24 protein-coding genes are annotated in these 24532 nt (G+C 63.6%); 15 read left to right on the top strand and 9 right to left on the bottom strand.

Annotation, left to right across the window (positions count from 1 at the left end; all coding sequences use genetic code 11):
• Positions 1 to 228: 228 nt before the first annotated feature.
• Both JQ575_RS08610 and JQ575_RS08605 read left to right on the top strand, forming a co-directional pair.
• Entirely contained in the window at positions 229 to 1692 is a 1464-nt protein-coding gene (locus JQ575_RS08610) for a YcjX family protein (protein WP_212032779.1), read from the top strand.
• A complete protein-coding gene (locus JQ575_RS08605) occupies positions 1689 to 2720 on the top strand; it encodes a YcjF family protein (RefSeq protein ID WP_212032778.1) in 1032 nt (343 codons plus the stop codon). The genes JQ575_RS08610 and JQ575_RS08605 overlap by 4 nt, the downstream gene beginning before the upstream one ends.
• On the opposite strand, the gene JQ575_RS08600 is transcribed toward JQ575_RS08605, so the two are convergent.
• Positions 2640 to 4217 carry a glycosyltransferase family 39 protein gene (locus JQ575_RS08600; RefSeq protein ID WP_212032840.1) on the bottom strand — a complete coding sequence of 526 codons (1578 nt, stop codon included), beginning with the start codon at positions 4215 to 4217 and terminating at the stop codon, positions 2640 to 2642. The two genes, JQ575_RS08605 and JQ575_RS08600, sit on opposite strands and share 81 nt — an antisense overlap.
• A 214-nt stretch (positions 4218 to 4431) precedes the next feature.
• On the opposite strand from JQ575_RS08600, the gene JQ575_RS08595 reads away from it, so the two are divergent.
• From JQ575_RS08595 to JQ575_RS08575, 5 genes are all read left to right on the top strand, one after another.
• Entirely contained in the window at positions 4432 to 6168 is a 1737-nt protein-coding gene (locus JQ575_RS08595; RefSeq protein WP_212032777.1) for an adenylate/guanylate cyclase domain-containing protein, read from the top strand.
• A 309-nt stretch (positions 6169 to 6477) separates the two neighbouring features.
• Positions 6478 to 6723 (top strand): hypothetical protein, encoded by a 246-nt coding sequence (locus tag JQ575_RS08590; RefSeq protein WP_212032776.1) that lies wholly within the window; start codon positions 6478 to 6480, stop codon positions 6721 to 6723.
• Between the two features lie 428 nt (positions 6724 to 7151).
• Positions 7152 to 7409, top strand: coding sequence for a hypothetical protein (locus tag JQ575_RS08585; protein ID WP_192736607.1), 258 nt, complete (start codon positions 7152 to 7154; stop codon positions 7407 to 7409).
• 71 nt (positions 7410 to 7480) lie between these two features.
• On the top strand, positions 7481 to 7759 hold the full coding sequence (locus tag JQ575_RS08580; protein WP_212032775.1) for a hypothetical protein: 279 nt from the start codon (positions 7481 to 7483) through the stop codon (positions 7757 to 7759).
• A 313-nt stretch (positions 7760 to 8072) separates the two neighbouring features.
• Positions 8073 to 8273, top strand: a complete 201-nt coding sequence (locus JQ575_RS08575; RefSeq protein WP_027539571.1) for a cold-shock protein — start codon at positions 8073 to 8075, stop codon at positions 8271 to 8273.
• Between the two features lie 138 nt (positions 8274 to 8411).
• On the opposite strand, the gene JQ575_RS08570 is transcribed toward JQ575_RS08575, so the two are convergent.
• Positions 8412 to 9062 carry a hypothetical protein gene (locus JQ575_RS08570; RefSeq protein ID WP_210337306.1) on the bottom strand — a complete coding sequence of 217 codons (651 nt, stop codon included), beginning with the start codon at positions 9060 to 9062 and terminating at the stop codon, positions 8412 to 8414.
• 141 nt (positions 9063 to 9203) lie between these two features.
• On the bottom strand, positions 9204 to 9665 hold the full coding sequence (locus tag JQ575_RS08565) for an Lrp/AsnC ligand binding domain-containing protein (protein ID WP_212032774.1): 462 nt from the start codon (positions 9663 to 9665) through the stop codon (positions 9204 to 9206).
• A 113-nt stretch (positions 9666 to 9778) separates the two neighbouring features.
• On the opposite strand from JQ575_RS08565, the gene putA reads away from it, so the two are divergent.
• From putA to JQ575_RS08550, 3 genes are all read left to right on the top strand, one after another.
• Complete coding sequence (putA, locus tag JQ575_RS08560) at positions 9779 to 12790, top strand: bifunctional proline dehydrogenase/L-glutamate gamma-semialdehyde dehydrogenase PutA (protein ID WP_212032773.1); 3012 nt, start codon at positions 9779 to 9781, stop codon at positions 12788 to 12790.
• Positions 12791 to 13053: 263 nt separating this feature from the next.
• A complete protein-coding gene (locus tag JQ575_RS08555; RefSeq protein WP_212032772.1) occupies positions 13054 to 14259 on the top strand; it encodes a CaiB/BaiF CoA-transferase family protein in 1206 nt (401 codons plus the stop codon).
• 17 nt (positions 14260 to 14276) lie between these two features.
• The gene (locus JQ575_RS08550; protein ID WP_212032771.1) at positions 14277 to 14921 is read left to right on the top strand and encodes a glutathione S-transferase family protein; all 645 of its coding nucleotides are present in this window, start codon (positions 14277 to 14279) and stop codon (positions 14919 to 14921) included.
• 130 nt (positions 14922 to 15051) lie between these two features.
• Here the strand turns inward: JQ575_RS08550 and JQ575_RS08545 are convergent, their stop codons facing one another.
• From JQ575_RS08545 to JQ575_RS08535, 3 genes are all read right to left on the bottom strand, one after another.
• The gene (locus JQ575_RS08545; RefSeq protein ID WP_212032770.1) at positions 15052 to 15219 is read right to left on the bottom strand and encodes a hypothetical protein; all 168 of its coding nucleotides are present in this window, start codon (positions 15217 to 15219) and stop codon (positions 15052 to 15054) included.
• Between the two features lie 96 nt (positions 15220 to 15315).
• Positions 15316 to 16872, bottom strand: coding sequence for a hypothetical protein (locus JQ575_RS08540; RefSeq protein WP_212032769.1), 1557 nt, complete (start codon positions 16870 to 16872; stop codon positions 15316 to 15318).
• A gap of 91 nt (positions 16873 to 16963) precedes the next feature.
• Positions 16964 to 17980 (bottom strand): hypothetical protein, encoded by a 1017-nt coding sequence (locus JQ575_RS08535; RefSeq protein ID WP_409364772.1) that lies wholly within the window; start codon positions 17978 to 17980, stop codon positions 16964 to 16966.
• Positions 17981 to 18260: 280 nt separating this feature from the next.
• Between JQ575_RS08535 and JQ575_RS08530 the strand changes: the two genes are divergently transcribed.
• From JQ575_RS08530 to JQ575_RS08520, 3 genes are all read left to right on the top strand, one after another.
• Positions 18261 to 18635, top strand: coding sequence for a Crp/Fnr family transcriptional regulator (locus JQ575_RS08530; RefSeq protein ID WP_212032767.1), 375 nt, complete (start codon positions 18261 to 18263; stop codon positions 18633 to 18635).
• Positions 18632 to 19444 carry an MBL fold metallo-hydrolase gene (locus JQ575_RS08525; RefSeq protein ID WP_212032766.1) on the top strand — a complete coding sequence of 271 codons (813 nt, stop codon included), beginning with the start codon at positions 18632 to 18634 and terminating at the stop codon, positions 19442 to 19444. Before JQ575_RS08530 ends, JQ575_RS08525 begins: the two co-directional genes overlap by 4 nt.
• Before the next feature lie 182 nt (positions 19445 to 19626).
• The gene (locus JQ575_RS08520; protein ID WP_212032765.1) at positions 19627 to 20238 is read left to right on the top strand and encodes a glutathione S-transferase family protein; all 612 of its coding nucleotides are present in this window, start codon (positions 19627 to 19629) and stop codon (positions 20236 to 20238) included.
• Positions 20239 to 20296: 58 nt separating this feature from the next.
• On the opposite strand, the gene JQ575_RS08515 is transcribed toward JQ575_RS08520, so the two are convergent.
• From JQ575_RS08515 to JQ575_RS08505, 3 genes are read right to left on the bottom strand one after another with little or no spacing between them, the layout of a single operon-like run.
• Positions 20297 to 20797 carry a TPM domain-containing protein gene (locus JQ575_RS08515; protein WP_212032764.1) on the bottom strand — a complete coding sequence of 167 codons (501 nt, stop codon included), beginning with the start codon at positions 20795 to 20797 and terminating at the stop codon, positions 20297 to 20299.
• Positions 20798 to 21688: a YgcG family protein gene (locus JQ575_RS08510; protein ID WP_212032763.1), complete on the bottom strand. Its 891-nt coding sequence runs from the start codon at positions 21686 to 21688 to the stop codon at positions 20798 to 20800.
• 20 nt (positions 21689 to 21708) lie between these two features.
• The gene (locus JQ575_RS08505) at positions 21709 to 22320 is read right to left on the bottom strand and encodes a LemA family protein (RefSeq protein WP_212032762.1); all 612 of its coding nucleotides are present in this window, start codon (positions 22318 to 22320) and stop codon (positions 21709 to 21711) included.
• A gap of 198 nt (positions 22321 to 22518) precedes the next feature.
• On the opposite strand from JQ575_RS08505, the gene JQ575_RS08500 reads away from it, so the two are divergent.
• Together JQ575_RS08500 and JQ575_RS08495 are read left to right on the top strand one after the other, a co-directional pair.
• Positions 22519 to 23370 carry an enoyl-CoA hydratase gene (locus JQ575_RS08500; RefSeq protein WP_212032761.1) on the top strand — a complete coding sequence of 284 codons (852 nt, stop codon included), beginning with the start codon at positions 22519 to 22521 and terminating at the stop codon, positions 23368 to 23370.
• Between the two features lie 5 nt (positions 23371 to 23375).
• Positions 23376 to 24521, top strand: a complete 1146-nt coding sequence (locus JQ575_RS08495; RefSeq protein ID WP_212032760.1) for an acyl-CoA dehydrogenase family protein — start codon at positions 23376 to 23378, stop codon at positions 24519 to 24521.
• Positions 24522 to 24532 lie beyond the last annotated feature (11 nt).

The following is a 24532-nucleotide window of genomic DNA, read 5'->3' as shown; positions in this document are numbered from 1 at the left end:
GCCGTTCTCCCTTGATTACTGTTTTCAACTGAACCCGGATCGGAAACGTAAGCCTCGCCCGGAAAATTGTCACGGAGCGATAAAACGTGCCCCCTGGATCGTCAATGCGCTGTCCGATCCCCCGGCCGGCATCGCAACTGAAGCTTGATTTTGGCCCGCCAATCGCCACTTTTGCGGGTGATCGCCCGCCCATTGTCTCCTGCCCTCTCATCGAGCCCTCCACGACGCATGGCCCCCAGTTTTCAGGATATCGTCGAGGAAGCGCGGCTGTCGGCGCGGGCGCTGCTCGATTACGGCGACAGCTTCTTCCATCCGACCGTGCGGCTCGGCGTCACCGGCCTGTCCCGCGCTGGCAAGACCGTGTTCATCACGGCGCTGATCCACGGCCTCACCCGCGGCGGCCGTTTTCCGGTGTTCGAAGCATATGCGACCGGGCGCATCGCCCGCGCCCGCCTCGAGCCGCAGCCTGACGATGCGGTGCCGCGCTTCGACTATGAGAACCACGTCCGCACCCTGATCGAGGAGCGGCGCTGGCCGGCCTCCACCGTCGACATCAGCGAGTTACGACTGGTGATGGACTATCAGCGCCAGAACGGCGCCGATCGCACGTTGACGCTTGATATCGTCGACTACCCCGGCGAATGGCTGCTCGACCTGCCGTTGCTCAACAAGAGTTTCGAGCAATGGTCGGCCGAGAGCCTCGCGCTCTCACGCGAAGGCCCGCGCGAAAAGCTCGCCACGCCGTGGCATGAACAGCTGGCAACGCTGAATGCCGAGGCCCGCGAGGACGAACCGGCGGCGCGCATGGCAGCCAAATTGTTCACGGATTATTTGCGCGCCTGCCGCGACGAGCGCTTCGCGATGAGCCTGCTGCCGCCCGGCCGTTTCCTGATGCCGGGCAATCTTGCAGGTTCGCCGGCGCTGACCTTTGCGCCGCTCGACGTGCCCATCGACGGCACCGCCCCTGACGGTTCGCTGTGGGCGATGATGCGGCGGCGTTACGAGGCCTACAAGGACGTCGTGGTGCGGCCGTTCTTCCGCGATCATTTCGCGCGGCTCGATCGCCAGATCGTGCTGGTCGATGCGCTCGCGGCGTTCAACGCCGGACCGGAGGCGCTGCACGACCTGGAAGCCGCGCTCGCCGGCATCCTCGATTGTTTCCGGATCGGCCGCAGCACGATCCTGAGCAATCTGTTCCGGCCGCGGATCGATCGCATCCTGTTTGCCGCCACCAAGGCCGACCACTTGCATCATTCGAGCCATGACCGACTCGAAGCCATATTGCGGCGAGCGGTCGCCAAGGCGGCCGACCGCGCCGAATATGCCGGAGCGTCCATCGACGTCGTAGCGCTAGCCGCGGTGCGCGCCACCCGTGAGGCGATGGTCGCGCGGGGCCGGGAAAAACTGCCCTCGCTGCTCGGCACGCCGGCCTCAGGCGAAGTCGCCAACGGCGATACGTTTGACGGCGAAACCGAAGTGGCGACGTTTCCGGGTGACCTGCCCAGCGATCCCGAGGAACTGTTCAAGGGCACGTTCCGCGGTCTCTCCAGCACGCCTTCGGAAAAGGCCGACTATCGCTTCCTGCGCTTCCGGCCGCCGCTGCTGCTGCGCGAAGGCGGCGAGGAACCCGCTTTGCCTCATATCCGCCTTGACCGCGCCCTTCAGTTCCTGATCGGAGACAAACTGCAATGAGCGAGAAGACGCCCCATCGGCGGCCGGCGACGTTCAAGCTCGACGATCCCGGCGTGGTCGTGATGGATCCGGATGATGCCAGCCGCCCCGCCCGCGGCACGGTGCACATCACGCCGGAGCCCGACCCTGCGCAATTGCCGGTGCCGATCGACAGGCCCCTGGTCCCGGCCAGGCGCGGCTTCCGCTGGGGCACGCTGTTCGGGACCGCCACCGGCGGGCTGGTGCTGCTCGGCCTCGGGCTCGGCGTTGTCAATTTGATCGAGGATCTGTTCGCGCGCAGCCAGACAATGGGTTATGTCGCGCTGACGTTTGCCGTCGCCGCGGCGCTGGCGCTGACGGTTGTGATCGCGCGCGAAGCGTTCGGGCTGGCGCGGCTTGCCGCCATCGAGAAGCTGCACCAGCGCGCCGCCGAAGTGTTGCTTAGCGACGATCGCGCCGCCAGCCGCGCCATCGTCAACGACCTCTTGAAGCTCGCGCATCAGAACCCGCAACTGGCGCGCGCCCGCGCCACGCTGGTGGGTCACGCCGACGACATCATCGACGGCGCCGACATGATCAAGCTGGCGGAGCGCGAATTGATGGCGCCGCTCGACGAGGAGGCGCGGCGGCTGGTCTCCACGGCGGCGCAACGCGTCTCGGTCGTGACAGCGGTCAGTCCGCGCGCGCTGATCGACGTGCTGTTCGTGTTCGTGGCCGCGATGCGGCTGATCCGGCAACTGGCGCGGCTCTATGGCGGCCGGCCGGGAACGCTCGGCATGCTCAGCCTGCTGCGCCACGTCATCGGCCACCTCGCCGTTACCGGCGGCATGGCGATTGGAGACAGTCTGGTGCAGCAGATGCTCGGCCACGGCATCGCGGCAAAGCTCTCGCAGCGGCTCGGCGAAGGCGTGCTCAACGGGCTGCTCACCGCGAGGCTCGGCCTCGCCGCCATCGACGTGACGCGGCCACTACCCTTCACCGCGCTGCCGCGGCCCGCGCTCGGCGATCTCGCGAAAGACCTTCTGCGCAAGCGCGACGGCGAGGAGTGACATTCCCGGCTGCGCATTGCCGGCCAACACGCGCCAGCGGAAGAGCGGCGTGTCCGGCGGCGGCGAGAGTTCGGGCGTCCAGCCGGTCAGCTTCTCCAGCGCATAGGTATCCATCACCACGCCGCGCCAGCTGCGCTCGACGCGTTCGAGCGGCTGCCGCTTGGCTGAGGTGAAATCCCAGATCGGCAGGCGGTTGTCCGGCTCGCGCGCGACGTAGAGGCCGGCGTGGTCCCGGATGAGGTTCATGCCGGGATCGCGAAAGCCCTGAAATCTGCCGCGTTCGTTGATTTGAATGACCGGCACGCGGCCGTTGAAATACCAGCGCAGCATCGCGTAGGTGCGATAGTCCGTGGTCGCGATCCAGGTCGCGCCGGTTTTTTGCAACTGATCCTGCGCGCGCGCCACCACCTGCTCATAACCGGCCTCGCCGCCGACCGGATCGGCGCGGCCGATCAGGTTCCAGGGGACGGCGACATAATAGAAGAACACGCCGACGACAAAGGCGATGCCTGAAATCACCGCCACCCTCGCCCATTTGTTGGTGGACGTGATCATCCATTCCGGCCAGCCCTCGCGCGGCAGCATTGCAAGGTTGATGGCGGTGGCGGCAAATCCGGCCGGCCACAGGAACATCGGCCAGGTGTCGCCGACGCGCAATGTCAGCGACTTCCAGAAGAAGTAGCCGAACGGCACGATGACAGCGGTCGAGAGCAGGATCGCGACCGGCTCGCGATGGCGATAGCCGCGCCACGCCGTCAGCGCCACGCCCGACAGCACCACCGGCAACAGCACGAAGCCGACGAGGCCGAACTGCAGGCCGAGATAATCGCCGACGGTGCGGAGCGACAATTGATGGGTCGCGACTGCGCGCACGAACTGGAAGCGGAACGAGGCCCAGTCGTGCTGGTAGTTCCAAATCAGCACCGGCGCAAACATGATCAATGCAATCAGCGCCGCTGCCCACGGATAGGGACTGAGCAGCCAGCGCCGCCGCCAGTCCGGCACCAGCGCAAACGCCAGCACTGCGGGCAGCAGCATGATCACGGTGAATTTCGACAGCATCGCCAGGCCGGCGAACAGCCCGGCGGCGAGCCACCAGCGCGCATTGCCGCTTTCGTGCAGCCGGACCAGCGACCACAGCATCGCGACCGCGAGCGGGATCATCGCCGTATCCGGCGCCACCTTCGCCATCAAGAGCCCGTAATAGAGCGCGGCCTCCGGCATCAGCAGGGCGAACACGATAGCGCGAAAATCACGGGTGACACGGCGGACGATATCGGCAAGCAGCAACTGCGTGATCAGCATCGCCACGATGCCGCCGAACCGCACGCCGAGATTGGTGTCGCCGAAAATCGCAGTACCGAACCGGATCAGCCAGGCAATCCCGGGCGGATGGTCGAGGAAGGTCAGCGCGCTCTCCTTCGACCAGGTCCAGTAATAGGCCTCGTCGGTGCGCAGCTCGATGATTCCAGCATAGATCAGCCGCATCGCCGTCATCGCGGCGATCAACGCCACCACGGCAAGCCATGGCCGGCCGGCGCTATCCGGTTTGTTGCTGTTGTCGGGGGCGTTCGTCACGGCGCTTTTTCTTCGACTCCCGAGGGGGTGTCAACGTTTCGCGGCGGAAAAGGTGATTGCCGGGGCCACGTTGCAGGGTGTTCACCAAGCGAATAAGGCAATATTGTCGCCGACAGCTTCACTGATGGACCGCATGGCCTCCCTGTCCCGTCAACAAATCACCGCCACCCTGCGCGGCACCAGCCTGCGGCAAATCCGTCTGGCCAGCGGCGTGGTGCTGTTTGCCTATCTGGTCAGCCATTTCGTCAACCATGCGCTCGGCAATATCTCGATGGAGGCCCTGGCCAGCGGCGTCTATTGGCACACGCTGTTCTGGCATTCCCTGCCGGTCACGCTGGTGTTCTATGCCGCCTGCCTCATTCACACCGGGCTCGGCATCTGGGCGCTGTACGAGCGCCGGCAATTCCGCTGGAAAGCCATCGAGCCGCTGCAGCTTGTGCTGGGCCTCAGCATTCCCGCGATGATCATCACCCACGTGATCGGCGTGCGGCTCGGCTATTCGCTGTACGGCCTCGAAATACTCTACCCGCAGGTGTTCTTTGCCTACTGGATCTCATGGCCGCCGCTCAAAATGTGGATGCTGTTTGCGGTCCTGGTGATTTCCTGGACGCACGGCTGCATCGGTCTGTATTTGTGGCTGCGCATGAAGGCGTTCTTCAAGACCGCCGCGCCCTATCTGCTGGCCATCGCGGTGCTGATTCCGACGCTTGCCATGCTCGGCCTCTATCAGGGCGGACGCATCGTCGTCGACAGCGACAGCGTCGAATGGCGGGCCGAGAATCTCAAACGATCCCAGACGGGGACATCGGCCGAAAAAGCCGTGCTGAACGAAATCACGGACTATCTTCTGCTCGGCTACTGGGGCCTGCTCGGATTTACACTGCTGGCAAAGGGCGCCCGCGCCATCCACGAGCGCCGCGGCGGCATGATCAACCTGTCCTATGGCAACGGCCGAACGGTCCGGGTTCCCAAGGGCCTCAGCGTGCTCGAGGCCAGCCTGCGCCACAACGTGCCCCATGCCAGCGTGTGCGGCGGCCGCGCGCGCTGCTCCACCTGCCGTATCCGCATCATCGGCGACCACGACGACCTGCCCGCGCCCTCGCAGCGCGAAGCCTTCGTGCTCGGCCGCGTCGGCACTTCGGATCCGTCGATCCGCCTCGCCTGTCAGTTGCGGCCGGCGAACGACCTCTCCTTTTTCCAGCTCTTCCTGCCGCACACGATGTCGGCCGACGCACCGTCGTCCAGTCCGACGCGGATCGGCCAGGAGCGTTATCTCGTCAGCATGTTCGTGGACATGCGCGGCTCGACCAAGCTTGCGGAAAAACGCCTGCCGTTCGACACCGTCTTCATCGTCAACCGATTCCTCGGCGCGGTATCGCAAGCGGTGATCGAAAGCGGCGGCCGGCCGAACCAGTTCGTCGGCGACGGCATGCTGGCGCTGTTCGGGCTTGCCACCAACCGGCAGGAGGCCTGCCGGCAGGCGCTGCGGGCCGCCGCCATGATCGCCGCCAATGTCGACGAGGTGAACAGGTTTCTGGAACATGATCTGCGCGAACCGATCCGTTTCGGTATCGGCATCAATGGCGGCGAGGTGATCGTCGGCGACATCGGTTACCGCGACCATATGGTGTTCACCGCGCTCGGCGATCCCGTCAATGTCGCCGCACGTCTGCAGGACATGACCAAGAGCCTTGCCTGCGAGGTGGTGATCTCGGACGAGGTTCGTGCCGCCGCAGGCCTGTCCGCCGACGCGCTGCCGCAACATGAAGTCGAGATCCGCGGCCGCAACGAGCCGATGATCGTGCGCAGCGTTTCGGATGCGAAGGAATTGTCGGCGCTGATCGACGATGTGACGCCTGCCGCGGCGTGATGGCGATGTAAGCCGATGTCGTAGGGTGGGCAAAGGCGCGTTGCGCCGTGCCCACCATTCTCTCGCGCAAATGCCGAAAAGGATGGTGGGCACGCTTGCGCTTTGCCCACCCTACATTCCATTCGCGATCCTCACCCTCCCTGAACAAGCATTCAGAAAATTCTGTCCAACCGAAACGCAAATTTCTCGAACCCGCTTTTTGGCGGGTACGACTGATGGGCGATGGGTAACTAAAACCCAGGCTGAAACTGAAAGATCAACCCGCGCCAGGACAAGATGTCGAACGCGCATCATTGAAGGAGAAAGACCATGCGTAAAGTTGCTCTCGCTCTCGCCGCCGCCACTTCCCTCGGTGTTATGGCGCTGGCTCCCACCACCGCTTCGGCGTGGCATCACCACCACCATCACCACGGCCATCACCACCACGGTCACTGGGGCCACGGCCACGGCTTCCGCATCGGCATCATCGGTGGCGGCCATGACGGTTGCTACGTGACCCGCCGGGTGTTCACCCCGTACGGCGTTGTCCTCCGCACCGTCAACGTCTGCTACTAATCCAACCACACGTTCGGTTCAGAAACCCCGGTCGCCCAGCGCGGCCGGGGTTTTCTGTTTCGGGTGCTGTTAGACGTCATTGCGAGCGAAGCGAAGCAATCCATCTGGCTAAGCAATAAAAGAATGGATTGCTTCGTCGCTTCGCTTCTCGCAATGACGAAAATGCCTTTTCGCCGTTCCACACAACGCTCCGTTTAACGACGTGAAGTCCGGCGCAAACCGCGCCGCCTAGCCCATCGCGGCTTTCCGTTGTGTGATCTATTTCACATCTGAACAGCCATTCAGGTAGTTGTCCGCAATGTAATGCGGCTTTCTCGAACCGGCTTTCTCGCACGCACGACTGATGGGCGATGGGTAAGACTGAAACCTGAACGATCAACCTGCGCCAAGACAAGATGTCGACCGCGCTTCACTCAAGGAGAAAGACCATGCTTCGTAAAGTTACGCTCGCTATCGCTGCCGCCGCCACCCTCGGCACCATTGCAATGGCTCCGACCGCCGCTTCGGCGAAGCCGGTGCACTGGCCCGCCTTCCCGCATCACCACCACCACGGCCATCACCATCACCACCACGGCTTCGGCTTCAACGTCGGCTACATCGGTGGCGGTTACGACGGCTGCTACGTGAGCCGCCGCGTGTACACCCCGTACGGCGTTGTGTTCCGCACCGTCAACGTCTGCTACTGATCGAACCACAATTTCGGTTCAGAAACCCCGGTCGCCCAGCGTGACCGGGGTTTTCTGTTGTTGCAATGCAAATGCAAGAAGAAGGTGCAATCGATGCCGATCCGGAATCCGGCCGGCTGTTCGCGCACATCGTCGAGACCGTCGAACGCGAATTGATGCAGAACAATTGCACCGCTGTCATTCCGACGACAACGTCAAGACGCGCCGCGCGGCAAGAAGTTCAAGAAGGATTTTTGGGCGGCCGAAGTGACCAGGAAGATGAACGTCTAACGTCGCGCCTATTGACGATGCGAATGTCGGCAAGATGGTGGATTATCTCACCGCGAACGACTGAAACGAGCGGCGGATGAAGGCGCAGATGCCCCAACTCGGCGCGTCTATTTTGTGGTGCCCCCCTCCTCCGCACGTCAGGCGAGGCAGGATTTCTGGTCAATCCTCCCATCGACGAGGCTCGCGCCGGCCACGATTTCGCCGCGTCAAATGAGCGCGAAACGGGCAAAACGGCGGAAATACGGTACGATATGGCGGATTTTTGCGGAATCCGTGGTGCCGTTTGCGCTACCCAGTCCGCCACAACCCGCGTATCCTGAAGTCTCGGGCATGCCCGGTATGTGCGGGGACCGGCGGCTCGGATATTTTTTTGATTCCGCGGAGACGACGTGAATGGCTAAAGGTACGGTGAAGTGGTTCAACCCGACCAAGGGTTATGGATTTATCCAGCCCAGCAACGGCGGCAAGGACGTTTTCGTTCACATTTCGGCAGTTGAGAAAGCTGGGCTTTCGACGCTTAACGAAGGGCAGACCGTTGAATACGAAGAGATTGCCAATCGCGGCAAGACTTCGGCCGAGAACCTCAAGGTTTAGCGCTACCGCGCGATCGGCAACGGCGCGCTCTCGGAACTAATCCGGGAGCCGGGCTTGAAAAAACTCTCAAAAAAACTGTGAGCGTTCGGCGGAGCGAGCACCGTAGTTGCTCGCACTCTCTTTGGGCCGACCGGCCGCTCAATCTTCCTTCACCCATTTCTCGACCGGCATGACGTCCGGAGGCTGCAGATAGCCTCGCGGCCAGAGGTCGACGACCCATTCGGCCCTGGTTGCGCGATCGACCAGCACGGCGGTGTTGTGCGGCGTCTGCAGCACCAGCGTATTGCCGCGATAGCGGGGATCACCGATCGCATGATGCTTCAGCAGCCCCCAATCCCGCAGCACCAGTAACAGGCTGGTGGTATTGCGGGTGGTGTCCCAGCAATCGTAATTGTGCTTGTCGTCGAAGTAGCGGAAATCCGCTTTCGCCACGCGCTTGTTGGTGCCGAGGATCGGTCCCATGCGGCGGTCGAACCACACCACGGCCTTCTGCACCGCCGCGCGCTCGGCCACGGCCGACGCACGGCCCGCGGCCATGATCTGCGTCAGCGCGGTGCGGTCTTGCGGCGTGAACTCCAGTATCTGGCGGCGCCGGCAGACGAAGCCGTAACAGACCGTCATCGAATTCGCCGACGGCGGATAGATCGACACCGACGTATAGAGGTCGGCGACCGCCGAACTCATTTCGGCCGCTTCGGAAGGCGCGCCTGACAACGCCGCCCCGACAACGCCAAGCACGCCCGCAAGCCGGGCAAACGTCTGGCGTAACGCTCGATCGGCGTCTCTCATGATCCCTGCTATCCAAACCACGGCGGTGCCCGAGAATTAGCGCGTGCCCTTCACGCTGCCAAGTTGCAAGACCGCCACCTGTGGAACAGGCCACGGCTATTTTTGGCATGGTGCGTTTTGGTCACGGTCGTTTTGTTGGCGCTACCCGACCGGCAACGGCGCGTCGCGCTTGACCTCTTCCATCACGGCGTAGGTCCGCGTTTCGCGCACCCCCGGCAGCGCCAGCAGGGTCTCGCCGAGAAAGCGCCGATAGGCCGTCATGTCGGCGAGGCGGGCCTTCACCAGATAATCGAAGCCGCCCGCCACCATGTGGCATTCCAGTACTTCAGGGGCCGATTGCACCGCTTTAGCGAAGCGCTCGAAGACATCGGGCGTGGTCTTGTCGAGCATCACCTCGACGAACACCAGCAATCCCAGCCCCAAGAGATGCGGATTGAGCCGGGCGCCATAACCCTCGACAAAGCCGTCGCGCTGCAGCCGCTTCAGGCGCTCGCCGATCGATGTCGGCGACAGCCCGATCCGCTCGGCCAGTTCGACATTCGCAATGCGGCCATCCCCTTGAAGAATAGAGAGGATTTTACGGTCTATCTTGTCAATTTCCATTGTTTATCCGGTTAACTAGATCATATTCCACATTTCCTAAGGCAAAATGGCGAATTTGTCTATCGAACTACGGCTGGAGCAGCGGTAAATTGGGTTAGACCGAGGGAATCACCATGCCGGACCGCCCACCGCCTCTTCCGCCCTTCAAGGCGGCCTGCGCGCCCGATGATTGGAAAATCGCCGCCCGCCTGCTCGCCACCGCCAAACTGAGCGGCGAGCAGGAGGCGCGGATCGACCGCACGGCAACGCGCCTGGTCGAAGCCGTCAGAGCCAATGACGATCCGCTCGGCGGCGTCGAGGACATGCTGCGCGAGTTCGCATTGTCGACCAAGGAAGGCCTCGCACTGATGGTGCTTGCCGAAGCGCTGTTGCGCGTCCCGGACGCCCGCACCGCCGACCAGTTCATCGAGGACAAGCTCGGCCAGGGCGACTTCGTGCATCACGAGACCAAGTCCAGCGCCTTCCTTGTCAATGCCTCGGCATGGGCGCTCGGCATGTCGGCGCGGGTGATCCAGCCCGGCGAGACGCCGCAGGGCACCATCGGCCGGCTGACCAAGCGGCTGGGCGCACCCGCCGTGCGCGCCGCGACACGCCAGGCGATGCGGCTGATGGGCAGCCATTTCGTACTCGGCGAGACCATCGAGGCCGCGCTGGCGCGGGCCGAAGCGCATGCATCGCGCCATCGGCGCTATTCCTTCGACATGCTCGGCGAAGGCGCGCGCACCGCCGCCGACGCCGCGCGCTATTTTGATTCCTATGCACGCGCGATCGATGCGATCGGCCGCGCCGCCAACAATCGTCCCTTGCCCGACCGGCCCGGCATTTCCGTCAAGCTCTCGGCGTTGCATCCGCGCTTCGAAGCGGTCAGCCATTCACGCGTGATGAGCGAACTGGTGCCGCGCCTGATCGATCTGGCGCGGCAGGCCAAAACCTTTGATCTGAATTTTACCGTCGATGCCGAGGAAGCCGACCGGCTGGAATTGTCGCTCGACGTGATCGCGGCGGCATTCGCCGATCCATCCCTGGCTGGCTGGGACGGATTTGGCCTCGCGATCCAGGCCTATCAGAAGCGCGCCCGCGAGGTGATCGACCATGTCGATGGTCTCGCGAAAAGCCTGAACCGCCGCATGATGGTGCGGCTGGTGAAAGGCGCCTATTGGGACACCGAGATCAAGCGTGCGCAGGAGCGCGGCCTCGACGGTTATCCCGTGTTCACCCGCAAGGCGATGACGGACCTGAACTACGTCGCCTGCGCGCAGCAATTGCTGGGCTTGCGGCCACGGATCTTTCCGCAGTTCGCGACCCACAATGCACTGACGGTCGCGACGCTCCTTGAACTGGCAAAGGACAAGAGCGGGTTCGAATTCCAGCGCCTGCACGGCATGGGCGAGGCGCTCTATGCCCAGCTCAGTGAAGACCATCCCGACATCGCCTGCCGCACATATGCGCCGGTCGGCAGCCACCGCGATCTCCTCGCCTATCTGGTGCGGCGCCTGCTCGAGAACGGCGCCAATTCGTCGTTTGTCGCGCTCGCCGCCGATGAGGCTATTCCCGTATCAACGCTGCTCCGGCGTCCGGCGGATGCCATCGGCAGTGCCGACAAGGCCATGCATCCGAACATCCCATTGCCGCGCGATCTTTTTTCGCCGCATCGGGCGAATTCGCGCGGGCTGGAATTCGGCGAGCGCGCGGCGTTGGGCCGGCTCATTGCTGGTGTTGCCGCGGAGACCACGCCCACGGCCGGCAGTATCGTCGATGCGACGCCGGCCGCGGTGAATACAGCGATATCGGCCGCGCGCGACGGCTTCAGGAGCTGGAGCCGAACGCCGGCCGCGACGCGCGCGCGCGCGCTGGAGAGAGCCGCCGACTTGTTGGAACAACGCACAGCACATTTCATCGCGCTGCTGCAACGTGAGGGCGGCAAGACGCTGGATGACGCCCTGTCGGAAGTCCGCGAGGCCGTCGATTTCTGCCGTTACTATGCCGCGCAAGGACGCGCGCAGTTCGGTGACGGCAAGGCGATGCCGGGCCCGACCGGCGAGAGCAATGTGCTCGCCTTGCGCGGCCGCGGCGTCTTCGTCGCGATCTCGCCATGGAATTTTCCGCTCGCGATCTTCCTGGGGCAGGTTACGGCGGCGCTGATGGCCGGCAACGCCGTCATCGCAAAACCTGCCGAGCAGACGCCGCTGATTGCGGCCGAAGCCGTGCGGCTGTTGTATGAAGCCGGCGTGTCACCTTCCGCCTTGCATCTGGTGCAGGGCGACGGGCGGACCGGTGCGGCGCTGGTGGGACATCCCGACATATCAGGCGTCGTCTTCACCGGCTCGACCGAGGTGGCACGATCAATCAACCGGACGCTGGCGGCCAAGGACGGCCCGATCGTGCCGCTGATCGCGGAAACCGGCGGCATCAATGCGATGATCGTGGATGCCACCGCGTTACCCGAGCAGGTCGCCGACGACGTCGTCACCTCGGCGTTCCGCTCGGCCGGCCAGCGCTGCTCGGCGCTGCGGCTGTTGTTCCTCCAGGACGACGTCGCCGACCGCATGATCGAGATGATCGCCGGCGCCGCGCGTGAACTCCGGATTGGTGATCCCTCTGATCCTTCAACCCACATCGGGCCGGTGATCGATGCCGAGGCCAAGCAACGCCTGGATGCACATATCGCGCGGATGAAGCAGCAAGCGCGGGTGCACTTTGCCGGCACCGCACCGGAAGGCAATTTCGTCGCGCCGCACATCTTTGAACTGTCCGATGCCGGGCAATTGACCGAGGAGGTGTTCGGCCCGGTGCTCCACGTGGTACGCTACCGCGCCGACCGTCTTCCCCACGTGTTGCAATCGATCGAGGGCTCCGGCTACGGACTTACGCTCGGCATCCACTCCCGGATCGACGATACCGTCGACGACATCATCGACGCCGTTCAGGTCGGCAATATCTACGTCAACCGCAACATGATCGGCGCCGTCGTCGGCGTGCAGCCGTTCGGCGGCCATGGCCTCTCCGGCACCGGCCCCAAGGCCGGCGGACCGCATTATCTGGCGCGGTTTGCCACCGAACAGACGGTGACCGTCAATACCGCCGCCGCCGGCGGTAATGCAGCCCTGCTCTCGGGCGGGGAGTAGTTGCTCTTACCCTCCCCTGGAGGGGGAGGGTCGGCTCGCATCGCGCGAAGCAAGATGCGAGACGGGGTGGGGTGATCTCTCAACTCGGGGACCGTTCAAGAGGAAAGACTGTCACCCCACCCCGCCGCTTCGCGTCGACCCTCCCCCTCCAGGGGAGGGTATGCAAGAAGCGCCGTTGCATCCGCTGCCCAAGATGGGCCAAATGACGCTGCAATATTTCCAAGCGGAACAAGACCAACAAACGTCACGGGAGCGACATCGAGATGGAAAAAGGCATTTTTGACGGCCTCAAGGTTCTGGACTGCGCGAGTTTCATCGCAGCCCCCGCGGCCGCCACCGTGCTGTCCGATTTCGGCGCCGACGTGATCAAGATCGAACCGCCGGTTACCGGCGATCCCTATCGCAATTTGCCGAACTTGCCGGGCTACCCGCACAGCGAACACAATTTCGCGTGGATGCTGGAGGCCCGCAACAAGAAGAGCCTGGCGCTCGACTTGACGAAGCCGGAAGCGCAGGCGGTGCTTTACAAGCTGGTCGCCGAGGCCGACGTCTTCATCACCAACATGCCGCCGCAGGTCCGCACCAAGCTCGGCATCACCTGGGACCACCTGGCGCATCTCAACGACCGGCTGATCTATGCATCGTTCACCGGCTATGGCGAAAAGGGCGAGGAAGCCAACAAGCCCGGCTTCGACTCTAACGCCTATTGGGCGCGTTCGGGCCTGATGGACCTGGTGCGTGCGGACGAGCACACCACGCCCGCGCGTTCGATCGCCGGCATGGGCGATCACCCCTGCGCGATGGCGTTTTACGGCGCGATCGTGACCGCGCTGTTCAAGCGCGAAAAGACCGGCAAGGGCTCGCATGTCAGTTCCAACCTGATGGCCAACGGCGTCTGGGCGGCTTCGGTGCTGGCACAGGCCAAACTGGTCGGCGCCAAGTTCGGCGAGCGGCGGCCGCGCGAGCGCGCGCTGAACGCGGTGACCAATCACTACCAGTGCCAGGACGGCCGCTGGCTGATCCTGTCGCTGCTGAACGAGGACCGGCAATGGCCGACGCTGGCGCGCTGCCTCGGCCGCGAGGACCTGGTGAGCGACCCGCGCTTTGCGACCAAGAAGGACCGCCACGCGCGCTCGCTGGAACTGATCAAGATCTTCGACGAAATCTTTGCCGGCAAGGACCTCGCCGAATGGCGCAAGATCCTCGACGGCAACGGGCTGGTGTTCGGCGTCGTCGGCATCCTCGACGACATTCCGGGTGACCAGCAGATGATCGAGAACGAAGTGCTGGTGCCGTTCGAGAACGACACCATGATGACCATCAGCAGCCCGATCTGGGTCGACGGCAGCAAAAAGGTCCAGCCGCGCAAGCCGCCCGGCCTCGGCGAGCACAGCGACGAGATTTTGCGCAACGCCGGCTATGACGAGGCTGCGATCAAGAAGCTGCGCGCGTCCGGCGCGGTGGCGTGAGCCTGCGGAACAGCGGCATGACGACCTACCGCCTGCATTACTTTCCGGAGTCCGGAAACAGCTACAAGCTTGCGCTGATGCTGACCCTGTGCGGCCAGACCTTCGAGCCGGTCTGGACCGATTTCGGCGGCGGCATCACGCGCACAGCGGAATGGAGGCGCACGGTCAACGAGATGGGCGAAATCCCGGTGCTGGAAGAGGACGGCGTCCGCCTCACCCAGACCGCGCCGATCCTGCTGAAGCTCGCGAGGCAGTTCGGCCAATTCGGCGGCGAGACTGAACAAGAACAGTTCGAACTCCTGCGCTGGCTGTTCTGGGACAACCACAAGCTCACCGGCTACATGGCTTCATACCGGTTCATGCGGACGTTCATCCCGTTCACCGATCCCGCGGTGCTGAAATATTACCGCAAACGGCTCGACGATTTCTTAGGGATTCTGGAAACGCACCTGCAGCAGAATGCGTTCGCGATCGGCGCGCGGCCGAGCATCGCCGATATATCCATGATGGCCTATCTGCATTATCCGAGCGACGAGACTGGATATGATTTTGCGGTGAGCCACCCGGCCATCAGCGCCTGGCTTGGCCGTATGGCTGCTCTGCCCGGCTGGAAGTCAGCCTACGATTTGCTGCCCGGCAAGCGGCTGACGCATTACGCGTAGTGCGACGCGTTCGTACTGTCTCCCGTCATCCTGAGGTGCGAGCGCAGCGAGCCTCGAAGGATGAATCGGCCACAGCCGGGCCGTCGTCCTTCGAGGCGCGCAAGAGCGCGCACCTCAGGATGACGGGACCTCACCGGTTGAGCCAGGCCCACGCGATGCCAAAGACGATCACACCGGCAAGGACGGTGAGCGCGATCGCCCAGGTGCTGACGCGGACGTTGCTGACCGCCTCGCGCTTGGCTTCGTTCTCGGCGATTTCGCGATTCCGCTGCCTGTTCTCCTGGTCGGAAGAGCTCATCGCCGGTCCCCGCTCGGTTGGTCGCTACCCACCACTCTAGCATCAAACGGTGACGGTGCATCGGCACCCTTGCCCGCTGCCAGGGCCGAAACCTGCCTAACGGCTTTTCACGAAACACATGCCCATGCGTGCGGTCTTGCCGCTGACCTGACAGGCCAGCCCCTCAGCGCAGGTCCAGGTACGGAAGCTCGCGTCGTTGCTGGCCGCTATATTGCTGGGAGCGTAGCAATGCGCGCCCCAGCCGTCGCTATATTCGGTCCCCACCAGTTCCGTGCTGCCGCGCAATTGCGGGCGGCTGGCAAAGCCGCGGGAATAATCCGGCGCCTTGCCATCCCTTACTGCGGTGAGGATGTCACGGCGGCGAACCTGGTCGCCGAAGAAGTGCGGCGAGGCCGGAACGACCGTCGAGTTGGAAGGATTGACCGCCATCCAGTCGACGCCGGGAAAATGAAATCCGCCGATGCCGCGCGTCTGGTGGCACCCGGAACAGGTGACATCGTTCAGCCGCCGCTCGAAGCCGCCGGCCGAGCGGATGTTTTGCAACTTCATACCGCCAGCCGCGGCCTTCTTCAGCGCCGTGACAACGTCAGCTTCGCTGAACACCGCCTTGGCCCCCTCGCCCTGCATCAGGCCGAATTCAGGCTGCAGGTCGGAAGCTTCAAATCCGGCCGGCGTTGCGGCAATCGCGCCGTTGGCAAGGAATTTTTCCGGGATCAGTACCGCGCCGGAATCGAACTCGGCGAGGTGTTTGGGATCGAGCAGCCATGACTTGAACTCGCGCCCGAGCGCGTCGTCAGCCAGAATGCGGTCGCGGTCGATCTGGTTCTCCATCGGCGCTTCCCGAAATTCCCGCGCCGCGGCGTCATAGCGAAACACCTTCAACAGGTAATCGGTGCGGAAATCCCGCACGGGCGATTTCGGCGCATGCGCGATCTGCAGATTGGTCTCGATACGATCGATGTTTTCGTAACTCAGCAGTTCGAGCGGACCAGCCTCTGCCAGCAGTCTCTCCGCGAGCGGCGCACCAGTCAGCGAAGATTCGCCCGCGGCGAGCCAGCGTTTTGCGATTTCGGAACAGGTGATGGATTGGCCGTTACGGTCGATCCCAAGGCCGGCCTTGGCTTTCAGCACAAGATTCAACGTCATTGGCAGACGGGGCAAAATTGCCCTGTCGTCGGCCCCCGGCGTTTTCATTCGCGTCAGCCGATAGATCAGCCGGATGTCGCCGCAGCTGGCCTCGTCGACATAAGCGCGATCCATGCGGTTGACGATGCCCGCCAGCACGAAACGGGTGTCGGCGGAATCGAGCTGGATGCGGTCGAACAGTTGAAAGGCAAAGCCATCGCCGACGCCGATGGTCTCGTTCGGCAGGCTACTTTTGTGTCGCGCAATATAACGGTCGAACTCCGCGTCGATCGCCTGGCGGACCGGAACCATCGACGGCAGGGTGAATAGCTGGCCGCTCGTGGGCGGAGCATCGGCCGATCGCTCCGGCCACAACAGACGGCGGATGCCGAACCTGCCGCCGTCGAGTTCGCGCAGCGCCAGGGGATCCGTTATCGCGATCCCACGCTCCAGTGGCGCGGCGGACGCCGGCAATGCGCCGCACAGCAGGGCGAATAGGGTGACAAGAAATCGCAGCGCGCGGCTCATGCCCCCACTAACACCGCGCGAAGTGGCCTATTCAAGCAAAAAGGCGCTTCACATCCCGGTGAAGCGCCTTCTTCATTCAGGTTTCGCGTAATCAGCGGGCGACGATCAGACCCTTGCTGGTCACGACCACCCATTTGCCGTCCTGCTTGCGGATGGCATCGATGCGGCCGAGACCCGGGACGGGATCGCCGGCATAGACTTCAAAGATGCCCTGGCGGCCTTCGATCAGCGCGCTGCCATTAGCGGCGTCACGCAGCACCCAGCCGTCCACGGTCGGCAGCCGTGCAATCTCGGGCTTCGGTGCGGGGAGCGGCACCGCCGCGGCCGTTGCGGGCGGCGACACCGTTCCCGTGACGTCCCTTGCGGCGGCCGGCGTTGCGGCGGCGACGGGTGCGGGTGCAGCAGCTTGCGCGCGGAGTTTTTCGACGGCCTCGCTGAGCTTGGCGAGCTTGGCGGCCGGCTCGGCCTGCGCCTTCTCGACCTTGTCGAGGCGATCGCTGGTCTTGTTGAACTGGCTCACCCCGGTTTTGGAGGTGTGCTCAACGCTGGCCTTCAGCGCCAGGATATCGGCATCGATCCGCGCCACCGAGGCTTCCAGCGCGCTGTTGCTGTTCGCGACGGCGGAATTTCCGGCCATCACGTATCCAAGGCCCGCGGTTGCGAGCGAGCCACCAAGCGCACCGGCGATCGTCGCCAGCGCCACCACGGCTGCCATCGCCGACATCCTGCGCTTGCCGGACGCCCCTTCGGCTGCCACCGCTTCCGGCTTCGCATCGGCTTCGTCGCCGTTCCACGCGCGCTCGCCGGGCGACATAATCAACAGCTTGCCGGGAATCCGCGGCGGTTCAACTTTCGGAGCTTCCGATGTGGCCGCTTCGACTTTCGTCGGTTCAACTTTGGCCGCTTCAACCTTGGAGGCCTCGACCCTGGGCGCTTCCACTTTGGGCGCGTCCGGCTTGGGAGAGCTTTCTACCTGGTCGGGCGCCAGCATCGGAGGCTCGATCGCCGCCGTCACCGGCTCTTTGGCTGCGGACATATCGGGAGCGGCCGGCCCGGCGCCGACGGAACCGGTTTCACCGCTGGTGGCCTCGGACTGCTGTTCGCTCACGTTCAATTCTCCAGAATGGGTTGAACTTTTGGTAACTTTTATTGCTTGCGAAATCGTTACCGGGTGGGACCTGACCGATGGCCTTACCTAAATTTTAGGAAGTCATCCGGGCCGGTTTGCGGCCGCAAGGCGACGGCGGCGCGGCCGGCGATTCCCGGCTTTCGTTCATCTTGCCGTCGTTCATGTTGCCCTGCGACAATCCGTCGACAGCTCCGTTGGCGTCCCGTTCATTTACCGATTAACATGGCCCGACCATCCAGCCAGAAGGCAGGAGGCCGCCATGACCATCGAAAAATGCATCAACGAGTTTGATGTAGATGACGTCATTTTTGAGGAAGGCTCGACCGGGCGTGAGCTGTTCGTCGTGCTCGACGGCAAGGTCGAGATCGCCAAGGTTAACGGTGCCAGCAAGACCGTGATCATCACGCTCGGCAAGGGAGAATTCTTCGGCGAGATGGCCGTGATCGACGGCTCGTCGCGCTCGGCGACCGCGATTGCCGCCGCAGCGCACACCCGCGTGATGCGGATCAACCACGCCCGCTTCGTCTACCTGGTCAGCCAGCAGCCGGCGTTTGCCCTGATGATCATGGATGCGCTGAGCAAGCGGCTGCGTGCCTCGAACGCGATCACGTTCAAAGCCGCGGCCAATCCATGAGCGAGCGCAGGCCGAGCCCGTTCAAGACCCTGCTCGAAAGCGACGTCTGCACGCTGATCGAGGCCGCCGAGGACGTCTATCAGATCCGCTTCAAGAACCGCGCGGCGAACGCCTATCTGGTGCGCGGCAGCTCGCGGACCATCATGATCGATGTCGGCCTGTCGTCGAACTATCCGCATCTGCTGAAATGTCTGCAACACGTCGATTGTCCACCCGAGAAAATCGACATGGTGGTGCTGAGCCACGAGCATCTCGACCATATCGGCGCCGCCTATCATTTCAATGGCCGCGCCTTCATCGCCGCGCATCGGCTGGCCGCCAACAAGATCATGCTGCGCGACGACTTCTCGATGCTGCGCAAGATGTTCAACGAACCGAATATCCCGATCAATGTCGACATCTGGCTCGAGGAAGGCAATCTGCTCGACCTCGGCAATTTCCGCCTCAACGTGATGTACACGCCCGGCCATACCTCGGCCTGCATCACGCTGTTCGACCAGGACAAGGGCCTGCTGTTCGCCAGCGACACGCTGATGCCCGGCGGCGTGATGGGCGGCGTGTTCGGCTCCGGCAGCATCGCCGACTACATCCAGTCACTGGAGCGGCTGAAGGGGTTGAACTCGAAGATCCTGCTGTCCGGCCACGGCCGCCTCTCCGACACGCCGCAGGACGATGTACGGGTCGCCATTCAACGTTCGCACAATTTGCTGTCCGACACCGCGCAATTGTTCGATGCGCTGGATGCGCGCTCGAACTTCGAACCGATCATGCAATCGGTGCGCGACCTCAACAAGCTGGATGATGGCTAGACAGCCAACACTACCGAATAATTGCGCCATCCGGAATTATTCCCCGCCTGACAGATCCTGACGTGATTCCAAATCACACTCGCTGGCCTTCCGCTGCGGCCCATCCATTTGACAAAATTTATGGCGGCCTGTTCAACAACAGCAACAATGACGCCTCCAAGAGGCACTGGGGAGAGAGCACCATGAAACTTTACGACTCGGTCGGACCAAACCCGCGCATTGTCCGCATGTTCATGGCGGAAAAGGGCATCGAGATGCCGAAGCAGACGGTCGACCTGCGCAAGGGCGAAAACCGCGAGGCCGAGCATTTGCAGCGCAACCCGCACGGCCAGATGCCGGCGCTTGAACTCGACAATGGCAGCTATCTCTCGGAAGTCATCCCGATCTGCGAATATCTCGAGGAGAAGCACCCGGCGCCTGCGATGATCGGAACGACACCGGAAGAGCGCGCCGAATGCCGGATGTGGGCACGCCGCGTCGATCTCAACATCTGCGAACATCTCGCCAATGGGTTTCGCTTCGGCGAGGGCCTGAAGTTCTTCGAAAAGCGCATCCTCTGTGCGCCGGAAGCCTCACCCGGCCTGAAGATGATCGCGGCCAACCGCCTGCAATGGCTCGACGGCCAGATGGCGGCGAAGGATTACATCTGCGGCAAGCGCTTCACGATGGCCGACATCCTGCTTTATTGCTGGCTCGATTTCGGCGGCACGGTCGGGCAGCCGCTGGATCAGAGCAACGGCAATATCGTGGCGTGGATGGCGCGGGTTGCGGAACGGCCGTCGGTGAAGGCGTAGACTCTGCCGTCATTCCGGGGCGATGCGAAGCATCGAACCCGGAATGACGACGACCTCACTAAATCACCACCGGCTTGTCCGGCAGTTCATTCATCCCGCCGCCCTGCGGTGGAAAATGCGCCGCCAGTTCGCGCGACACCGCCTCGATCCCCTTGATCACGCCGCGCTCGAACTTACCTGCCCGAAATTCCGTTTCCATCTCGACGCAGATTTTCTCCCAGCCGGCGGTGCCGACGTGCGCGTGGATGCCGCGGTCGGCGACGATTTCGACGTCGCGGTCGGCCAGCAGGAGATAGATCAGCACGCCATTGTTGTGCGCGGTGTCCCAGATCCGCAGTTGCGAGAAAACATCCAGCGCGCGTTCCCGCGCCGGCTGATTGCGGAACAACGGCGCGCCGTCGAGCGCGCCCTCGACGACGAAGCGGACCTGGCCGGAATGCGTGGCCTCGCCCGCCCTGATCGCGGCCTCGATCGCGGCCAGCACTTTCGGTGGAAAGTTGCGCCGCTCTCGCCAGCGGTGTTGCAGAAGATGCCTGCCAATGCGTTTGATATCTGCCATCTACCAGCTCCCCGACGCGCCGCCGCCGCCGAAACTGCCGCCCCCGCCGCCGCTATCGCTCGAGCTGCTGCTCGAACTGCCTCCGGACCATGAGCCACCGCTGCTGCCCCCTGACCAGCCGCCGCTTCCACTGCTCCCCGGCGATGACGACACAATGGAGTCGCTGAACAGGACGAAAAACACGGCGATCAAGCCGGCGAATATCGCCGCGGCCAGCGAGCCGAACAGGAACCAGGCGATCAGCATCACCACGCCGCCGCCAACGCCCGCGCCGACCAGCCGCCCGAGCATGGTCCGCATCAACCCGCCGAACAGGAACACCGGAATCAGGAGGAACGGATTGAACATCGCATCGACGTCGAACAGCCCGGTCTGATCTTGCCAATGCGGCGGCTGCGGCTCCGGCAGTTTCTCGCCATCGATGATCCGGATCATCTTGTTGAGGCCGGCCGAGACGCCGCCGGCGAAATCACCGGACTTGAACTTCGGCGTGACCTCCTCGTCGATGATGCGCTTGGTGGTGACGTCGGTCAGCGCGCCTTCGAGGCCATAGCCGACCTCGATGCGAAGATGACGATCGTTCTTGGCGATGACAAGCACGGCGCCGTCGTCGACCTTCTTGCGGCCGATCTTCCAGGCTTCCGCCACGCGGAGCGAGAACTGCTCGATCGCCTCGCCGTCCGTCGTCGGCACGATCAGCACCGCGACCTGGCTGCCCTTCCGCGCCTCGAAACTCCGGATGGTCTGGTTCAGCGAAGCGATATCGCCGCTGGTGAGCGTCCCGGTCTGATCGACCACGCGCCCGACGAGCGGCGGCACCGCGACGACGGCCAGGGCTGAAGCAGCCCAGAACACGAGCAGCGCAAGAATGGAAACTCTTGCAGCATTCATTGCGATTGATCTTTGATCCGCTACTTCGCGGGCGCGGCCGGTGTCGGATTGAAATCCACCTTCGGCGCCGTGGAGATTTCCTTCTCGTTCTCGACCGCGAAGTTCGGCTTTTCCTTATAGCCGAACATCATCGCCGTCATGTTGTTCGGGAAGGTGCGGATGCCGACATTGTAGTCCTGCACCGCCTTGATGTAGCGGTTGCGCGCCACGGTAATGCGGTTCTCGGTGCCTTCGAGCTGCGCCATCAGATCCTTGAACAGCGCATCGGATTTCAGCGCGGGGTAGTTCTCGGTTACGACCAATAGCCGCGACAGCGCGCTGGAGAGTTCACCCTGGGCGGCCGTGAATTTCTGAAACGCGGCGGGATCGTTCAGCACCTCGGGCGTGGCCTGGATGCTGCCGACCTTGGCGCGGGCGTTGGTGACCCCGAGCAGCACGTCCTTTTCCTGCTGCGCAAAGCCCTTCACCGAATTGACGAGGTTGGGCACCAGATCAGCGCGCCGCTGGTACTGGTTCACCACCTCCGACCAACCCGCCTTGACCTGCTCGTCATTGGTCTGGATCGCGTTGTAGCCGCAATTGGTCAGGCTCAGCGTCGCCAGCGCCGCCAGCACGTTCCAAAATCTGCGCATAAAACACTCCCGGTATAATTTCGCGTCACGGTATCAGAATGTCGTGCTTTCACACAATTATTCCGGGGCTGGGCCTAATGGCCCATCCCGGAACGACGGCGGTGATTGAATGAACTTCGGGCCGCTTTCGTTCCGATGGCTCTTGCCTATCGTCAGCTGAAATAGTCACATGGCTGCATAATAATAACGGGAGGGCCCATGACCGCATTCGAAACCATCGTCGTGGAGCGGCCGGAGCCGCGCATCGCGCGGATCGTGATGAACCGGCCCGAGGCGCGCAATGCGCAGAACCTGCAAATGACCTACGACCTCAACGCCGCCTTCGATGCGGCGGTGCAGGACGACGCGGTCAAGGTCATCATCCTGGCAGGAAGCGGCCCGCATTTTTCCGCCGGCCACGATCTGCGGCCGGGCAGCAAAAATGAAGCCGGGGTGGATTTTCCGCCGGTCGGAAATTGGGGCGGCTTTGCCGAACCCAACGCCCATGGCCGCTTCGCCCGCGAGCAGGAGATCTATCTGCAGATCACGCGGCGCTGGCGCAACCTGGCGAAGCCGACCATTGCTGAAGTGCACGGCAAATGCATTGCCGGCGGCCTGATGCTGGCATGGGCCTGCGACATGATCGTCGCCAGCGCCGATGCCGAGTTCTGCGATCCCGTGGTCACCATGGGCGTCTGCGGCGTCGAATGGTTCGTGCACCCCTGGGAGCTGGGCCCGCGCAAGGCCAAGGAATTGCTGTTCACGGCGGACACCTGGAGCGCGGACGAGGCGCACCGGCTCGGCATGGTCAACCACGTCGTGCCGCGCGCGGAGCTTTCCTCGTTCGTGATGACGCTGGCGCAGAAGATCGCGGCGAAGCCATCGTTCGCGCTGAAGCTGACCAAGGAGGCCGTCAACCGCTCGGTGGACGTGATGGGACAACCCGCCGCGATCGACCAGGCGTTCGCGCTGCACCAGCTCTGCCATGCGCATAATCTTCAGGAGTTCGGAATGGTGGTGGACCCCGCGGGCCTGCATCCCTCCGTCAGGAAATCAGCGGTAACGAAGTAGATCATATGGACCTGACCTTGAGCGACGAGCAGCGGCTGCTGCGTGAGAGTGCCGAACGTTTTGTCGGCGAGACGTATGACGCCGAGCATCGCCGCAGGGTGGCGAACGATCCGCTCGGATTCAGCGCCGAAATCTGGAAACAGTTCGCCGAGCTCGGCTGGCTGGCACTGCCGATCGCCGAGGAGCATGGCGGGCTTGGCGGTGGCGCGGTCGAGATCGGCATTTTGATGGAAGCCTTTGGTCGGGGACTGGTGTCTGAACCCTATCTGTCGACGGTGGTGATTGGCGCAGGGCTGATCGGTGCATGCGGCAGCGAGGCGCAGAAGCAGGCGCTGCTGCCCAAGGTCGCCGACGGTTCGCTGTATCTGGCGCTCGCGCATTCGGAACGCGCCGCACGGTTCGATCTGGCTGAGGTCGCGACCAAGGCTTGGAAGACGGCAGAGGGCTGGCGCCTCGACGGCCGCAAGACCGCGGTGCTCGACGGCAATGCCGCCGGGCAGATTATTGTTTCGGCGCAGGTCGCCGACGACAATGGGGTGGGAGAGCTCGGCCTGTTCCTGGTGCCGGCGGAGGCGGCTGGTCTCACCAAGCGCGATTTCCCGCGGCTCGGCGGCGGCCGCGCATGCAACCTTGACCTTCGCGGCGTCCACGTGGGCGCCGACGCCCTGCTCGGCGACGGCAGCGATGCGCTGCCTGTTATCGAGGCCGTGGTCGATCGCGCGATGGCCGCACTCGGCGCGGAAGCCGTCGGCATCATGCAGACGCTGCTGGATCAGACGCTCGAATACACGAAGATTCGGAAACAGTTCGGACGGCCGCTGTCCGCCAATCAGGTGATCCGCCATCGGCTCGCCGACATGGCGATGAACTGCGACGAGGCCCGCTCGATGGCGCTGCGCGCCGCGCTGATGATCGATGCCGAACCGGTCGCGCGCGGGCGCGCCGCCTCGGGCGCCAAGGCCAAGATCGGCAAATGCGCGCGCTTCGTTGCCGAACAATCCGTGCAACTGCATGGCGCGATGGGCGTCACCGAAGAGCTCGACATCGGTTCCTACTTCAAGCGGCTGCTCGCCTTCGACACGCTGTTCGGCGGCAGCGCCCATCATTATCGCCGCCACGCCGCCCTCGGCGGCCGAACCGTACAAAGTTAGCGGGAGCACAC

The sequence above is a fragment of the Bradyrhizobium sp. JYMT SZCCT0428 genome (genome assembly GCF_018131075.1).
Classification (GTDB): Bacteria; Pseudomonadota; Alphaproteobacteria; order Rhizobiales; family Xanthobacteraceae; genus Bradyrhizobium.
Note: the sequence above shows the minus strand (reverse complement) of the source record. Positions and strands in the feature narration are given on the sequence as shown.

What these genes read in the sequence shown, in the direction of transcription:
- JQ575_RS08505 (WP_212032762.1), bottom strand. Translation starts at nt 22,320, where the DNA reads ATGCGCAGATTTTGGAACGTGCTGGCGGCGCTGGCGACGCTGAGCCTG.
- JQ575_RS08540 (WP_212032769.1), bottom strand. Translation starts at nt 16,872, where the DNA reads ATGAGCCGCGCGCTGCGATTTCTTGTCACCCTATTCGCCCTGCTGTGC.
- JQ575_RS08600 (WP_212032840.1), bottom strand. Translation starts at nt 4,217, where the DNA reads ATGACGGCGATGCGGCTGATCTATGCTGGAATCATCGAGCTGCGCACC.
- JQ575_RS08525 (WP_212032766.1), top strand. Translation starts at nt 18,632, where the DNA reads ATGAGCGAGCGCAGGCCGAGCCCGTTCAAGACCCTGCTCGAAAGCGAC.
- JQ575_RS08590 (WP_212032776.1), top strand. Translation starts at nt 6,478, where the DNA reads ATGCGTAAAGTTGCTCTCGCTCTCGCCGCCGCCACTTCCCTCGGTGTT.
- JQ575_RS08555 (WP_212032772.1), top strand. Translation starts at nt 13,054, where the DNA reads ATGGAAAAAGGCATTTTTGACGGCCTCAAGGTTCTGGACTGCGCGAGT.
- JQ575_RS08545 (WP_212032770.1), bottom strand. Translation starts at nt 15,219, where the DNA reads ATGAGCTCTTCCGACCAGGAGAACAGGCAGCGGAATCGCGAAATCGCC.
- JQ575_RS08530 (WP_212032767.1), top strand. Translation starts at nt 18,261, where the DNA reads ATGACCATCGAAAAATGCATCAACGAGTTTGATGTAGATGACGTCATT.
- putA (WP_212032773.1), top strand. Translation starts at nt 9,779, where the DNA reads ATGCCGGACCGCCCACCGCCTCTTCCGCCCTTCAAGGCGGCCTGCGCG.
- JQ575_RS08575 (WP_027539571.1), top strand. Translation starts at nt 8,073, where the DNA reads ATGGCTAAAGGTACGGTGAAGTGGTTCAACCCGACCAAGGGTTATGGA.
- JQ575_RS08605 (WP_212032778.1), top strand. Translation starts at nt 1,689, where the DNA reads ATGAGCGAGAAGACGCCCCATCGGCGGCCGGCGACGTTCAAGCTCGAC.
- JQ575_RS08550 (WP_212032771.1), top strand. Translation starts at nt 14,277, where the DNA reads ATGACGACCTACCGCCTGCATTACTTTCCGGAGTCCGGAAACAGCTAC.
- JQ575_RS08595 (WP_212032777.1), top strand. Translation starts at nt 4,432, where the DNA reads ATGGCCTCCCTGTCCCGTCAACAAATCACCGCCACCCTGCGCGGCACC.
- JQ575_RS08610 (WP_212032779.1), top strand. Translation starts at nt 229, where the DNA reads ATGGCCCCCAGTTTTCAGGATATCGTCGAGGAAGCGCGGCTGTCGGCG.
- JQ575_RS08510 (WP_212032763.1), bottom strand. Translation starts at nt 21,688, where the DNA reads ATGAATGCTGCAAGAGTTTCCATTCTTGCGCTGCTCGTGTTCTGGGCT.
- JQ575_RS08520 (WP_212032765.1), top strand. Translation starts at nt 19,627, where the DNA reads ATGAAACTTTACGACTCGGTCGGACCAAACCCGCGCATTGTCCGCATG.
- JQ575_RS08495 (WP_212032760.1), top strand. Translation starts at nt 23,376, where the DNA reads ATGGACCTGACCTTGAGCGACGAGCAGCGGCTGCTGCGTGAGAGTGCC.
- JQ575_RS08570 (WP_210337306.1), bottom strand. Translation starts at nt 9,062, where the DNA reads ATGAGAGACGCCGATCGAGCGTTACGCCAGACGTTTGCCCGGCTTGCG.
- JQ575_RS08500 (WP_212032761.1), top strand. Translation starts at nt 22,519, where the DNA reads ATGACCGCATTCGAAACCATCGTCGTGGAGCGGCCGGAGCCGCGCATC.
- JQ575_RS08515 (WP_212032764.1), bottom strand. Translation starts at nt 20,797, where the DNA reads ATGGCAGATATCAAACGCATTGGCAGGCATCTTCTGCAACACCGCTGG.
- JQ575_RS08565 (WP_212032774.1), bottom strand. Translation starts at nt 9,665, where the DNA reads ATGGAAATTGACAAGATAGACCGTAAAATCCTCTCTATTCTTCAAGGG.
- JQ575_RS08580 (WP_212032775.1), top strand. Translation starts at nt 7,481, where the DNA reads ATGCAAGAAGAAGGTGCAATCGATGCCGATCCGGAATCCGGCCGGCTG.
- JQ575_RS08585 (WP_192736607.1), top strand. Translation starts at nt 7,152, where the DNA reads ATGCTTCGTAAAGTTACGCTCGCTATCGCTGCCGCCGCCACCCTCGGC.